This is a genomic window from Rhodoferax sp., assembly GCF_039922535.1.
Classification (GTDB): Bacteria; Pseudomonadota; Gammaproteobacteria; order Burkholderiales; family Burkholderiaceae_C; genus Rhodoferax_B.
In genome coordinates this window covers 1-3,497 of record NZ_JBDTEM010000093.1, presented here as the reverse complement: position 1 = coordinate 3,497, position 3,497 = coordinate 1, and the positions used below count along the sequence as shown (strand labels likewise).

Here is a 3,497-nt window from a genome sequence, read left to right as displayed (position 1 = left end):
GCTATATTGGCCTGCTATAAAAAAGAGACTGGATTTGCATGCCAGAAAATGCCTCTGCCGCAGGTAATCTCTGCGGTGGATGCTATCAAAATAATTCGATTTATCCCCAACTTTGGCGTAGCGCCAGCCCGTGCCGGTCACCTTCGACAAGATGGCGTGGCCGGTCTGGGTCGTGGCTTTGAACGGATGCGGGTGGCCACGGACTTGCCTACTGGATGTAGTGCGTCTCCCACCAGCTGAACAGCACGTCGCGCAGGGCGGCACCATCGTCGTCGCCGTAATAGACGCTGAGGCCCGCCGCCTGCAGCGAGGCATATTCGGCAGCGTCCAGCGTGATGTCCAGCGCCGAGATGCGCAGCGGCACATTGGTGAACTGCGGCTGGTAGGTCGGGTCTTTGCGCAGCGCGCGCTCGGTGCGGATGTTGGGAATCTTGAAGTCTGCGGGTGTGCGCTGGTTGCTGTACTGCTGGACGGGCGGCACGCTGGCCAGGTCGCGTGCGCTGGCCTGGTAGATCTGCAGCTTCAGCGGCTTGAGCGAGAAGTTGCTGGTGCGCATCACGTCGGCACCGCACACATTGGGCACGGCCAGCAGGTCCATCAGCGCCAGCATGTCTACGTGGTCGCCAGCCACGGTGGTCTGGCGGCTGATGTGCCCGCGCCCGCCGTGCACTTCGGTGGCCATGAAGAGGTTGAACGAGTCGTGCACATCGTCGGGCGTCAGGCCGTATTCGCGCTGCGCCTCGGACTGGATGTCGTGGCAGTTGGTGTGCACCGGCATGCCATAGCTGCTTTCGTACAAATAAGCGCTGCAGCGCGGAAACAGCACGTCGTTGCAGCGGGCGCTGTCTTCCAGGATGTACACCATGGCGCGCTCACGCGGCGGTGCCGACCACAAAAAGTGCCCCGCCGTGGGCAGCAGGCCGTGCACCGTGCGCGTGCGGCCGGTGTGCATGAATTCCTTGTAGTCGTGCAGGTTGAAGCAGTTGAAGTCGGCGCACTGCCCGCCTTCTACCTGCTCGATGCGCAGCAGCTGGCCCTTGAGCAGTTCCAGCGCCTTGCCGGTGCCGGGCTCTATGACGTATTCAGCCAGTAACTCGCGGTGGGTATCCAGGCCGTCCAAGGCGGGCGCGGGCGGCACTGCGCGCGGCGGCGCAGGCAGCTCGCGCTCTTGCAACGCGCGGCGCACGATGCCGACGCGATCCGCTGCCGCGCCGGTAGCGATGGTGCGGTCGATCAGTTCGAGTTGCTGCTGGTTCAACAGCAGGGTGATGCGGTGTTGGCTCATGGGGACTCCTGGGTTGGTAAATCATGTATACGTGATTGACCGACCATGTGAGCAAGTTGCGCGCCAGCATCGGCGGCAAGGAATGCGCCGAAATGTGGCGCTGCAACAAGAATATTGCGCAAATATGGTGCAAATTTCCCGTTCAAAGGTACCCGAAGGCTAGCATGTCTTTTGCGTAGGTTTTCTTAATCTTGTATACGTCATTAAAAACGCAGGAATACGAAAAAATGGCTTCCAGAGCGACCCCCGCATCTACCAAAACCACGGCCCACACGCCTTCTCAAAAGGCCGAAGTGGCCTACCAGGCCGTGCGCCGCGCCATCATCGAGCAGGCCTTGGCGCCCGCCACCAAGCTACCGGAAGACCAGCTGTGCACCCAGTTCGGCGTGAGCCGCACGCTGATCCGCGGCATCCTCAGCCGCCTGGCGGCCGAAGGGCTGGTGGACATTGGCAACAAGCGCACGGCCACGGTGGCGCAGCCCACGCGGGAAGAAGCCCGTGCCGTGTTCGAGGTGCGGCGCTGCCTGGAAGCCGAGGCGGTGAATCTGGTGGTGGCGCGCTGGCAGCCCGCCATGGGCGCGGCCCTGGAGGGCCATGTGCGGGAAGAAGAGCAGGCGGCGCGCGCCGGCAGGCTGCCCGCGTCCGGGCGCTTGGCGGGCGAGTTCCACACCTTGCTGGCGCAGATGACCGGCAACCCGGTGCTGGAGCGTTATCTGGCCGAAGTGGTCACGCGCTGCTCTTTGATACTGGCGGTGCATGGCCGCCCGCATGTGTCGGATTGCGCCTGCACCGAACACCATGGCCTGATCGCGGCGCTGCGCCAGCGCGATGCGCCCCTGGCCGTGCGCCTGATGGGTGAGCACCTCAGCAGCATCGAGCGCCGTGCGCTGTTGACCGACGAGGTGGGCGCTGGCGATGGGCTGTCGTCTGTGCTGTCGCGCTACGCCAGCGAGGTGGGCGCGCCCATGGCCGCGATTCCGCTGGAGACGGCGGGCAAGGCGCCGGTAAAAGCCACTGCAAAAACCTCGCCCAAAAGCACGCGCACACCCCCGGCCACCCTGGCGCAGCGCAAAGGCCCGGCGGCGCGCTGATTCTTTTCGTCAAACCATTTTTCCAACCTCACCACCATCCCTACCTCAACCTCAGGAGTTCACCATGCAAGTCACCAAGCCACTGGATCGCCGTCAGTTTTTGGGCCACGCCGCGCTGGGGGCCGCAGGCCTTGCGGCGGGCAGCCTGCCGTTTGCCGCCACGGCGCAGGCCAAGGCCATCACCGTCGGCATCATCTATGTCGGCTCGCGCGGCGACTACGGCTGGAACCAGGCGCATGCCGTGGGTGCCAAGGCGCTCAGCACGGTGCCCGGCGTGAAAGTGGTCGAGGAAGAAAACGTGCCCGAGACCACGGCCGTGCGCAAGACGCTGGAAGGCATGGTGCAGTCCGATGGTGCTTCTTTGATTTTTGGCACCTCGTTCGGCTATTTCGACCCCTTCATGATCGACGCGGCCAAGAAGTACCCCAAGGTCGAGTTCCGCCACCCCACATCGCTGTGGTCTGCCGACAAGCACCCGATGAACCTGGGCGGCTACTTCTGCTTTCTGGACCAGGCGCATTACGTCAATGGCATTGCCGCAGGCCTGTCCACCACCACCAACAAGATCGGCTACGTGGCGGCCAAGCCTATCCCCATCGTGCTGCGCAACATCAACGCCTTCACTTTGGGCGTGCGCAAAGTGAACCCGAAGGCCACGGTGCAGCTCATCATCACCGGCGAATGGTCGATGTCGGTGCGCGAGGCAGAGGCCACCAACTCGCTCATCAACTCCGGTTGCGACGTGATCGCCTGCCACGTGGACAGCCCCAAGGTCATCATCGAAACCGCCGAGCGCAAGGGCATCAAGACGCTGGGCCACAACGCCTCGCAAGCCCAGCTCGCGCCCAAGGGCTTCATCACCGGTGCCGAGAACAAGTGGGAAACCGTCTACAAGTCCTTCGCCGGCATGATCGCCAAGGGCGAGAAGCTGCCCAACACCTTCTTCGGCGGCTACGACAAAGACATGGTGCTGAGCACGCCCTTCGGTGCCGGTGCCAACGAGCATGCGCGCAGCGCCGCCACGGCGGCGATTGCCGAGCTGAAAGTGGGCAAGCCGATCTTCGTGGGTCCGATCAAGAGCAACACCGGCAAGCTCGTGATCGACAAGAGCTACGGCAACT

3 protein-coding genes are annotated in these 3,497 nt (G+C 63.5%); 2 read left to right on the top strand and 1 reads right to left on the bottom strand.

What is annotated here, in order from left to right:
• Positions 1 to 208: 208 nt before the first annotated feature.
• Positions 209 to 1,285, bottom strand: coding sequence for an urea carboxylase-associated family protein (locus ABI213_RS04125; protein WP_348026187.1), 1,077 nt, complete (start codon positions 1,283 to 1,285; stop codon positions 209 to 211).
• A gap of 227 nt (positions 1,286 to 1,512) precedes the next feature.
• On the opposite strand from ABI213_RS04125, the gene ABI213_RS04120 reads away from it, so the two are divergent.
• Positions 1,513 to 2,376 (top strand): GntR family transcriptional regulator, encoded by an 864-nt coding sequence (locus ABI213_RS04120; RefSeq protein ID WP_348026185.1) that lies wholly within the window; start codon positions 1,513 to 1,515, stop codon positions 2,374 to 2,376.
• A 64-nt stretch (positions 2,377 to 2,440) separates the two neighbouring features.
• On the top strand, positions 2,441 to 3,497 hold a 1,057-nt coding region (locus ABI213_RS04115), incomplete at its 3' end, for a BMP family ABC transporter substrate-binding protein (protein ID WP_348026183.1).

Excerpts from the sequence above, each read along its gene's own strand:
- ABI213_RS04125 (WP_348026187.1), bottom strand. The coding sequence starts at position 1,285 with ATGAGCCAACACCGCATCACCCTGCTGTTGAACCAGCAGCAACTCGAA.
- ABI213_RS04120 (WP_348026185.1), top strand. The coding sequence starts at position 1,513 with ATGGCTTCCAGAGCGACCCCCGCATCTACCAAAACCACGGCCCACACG.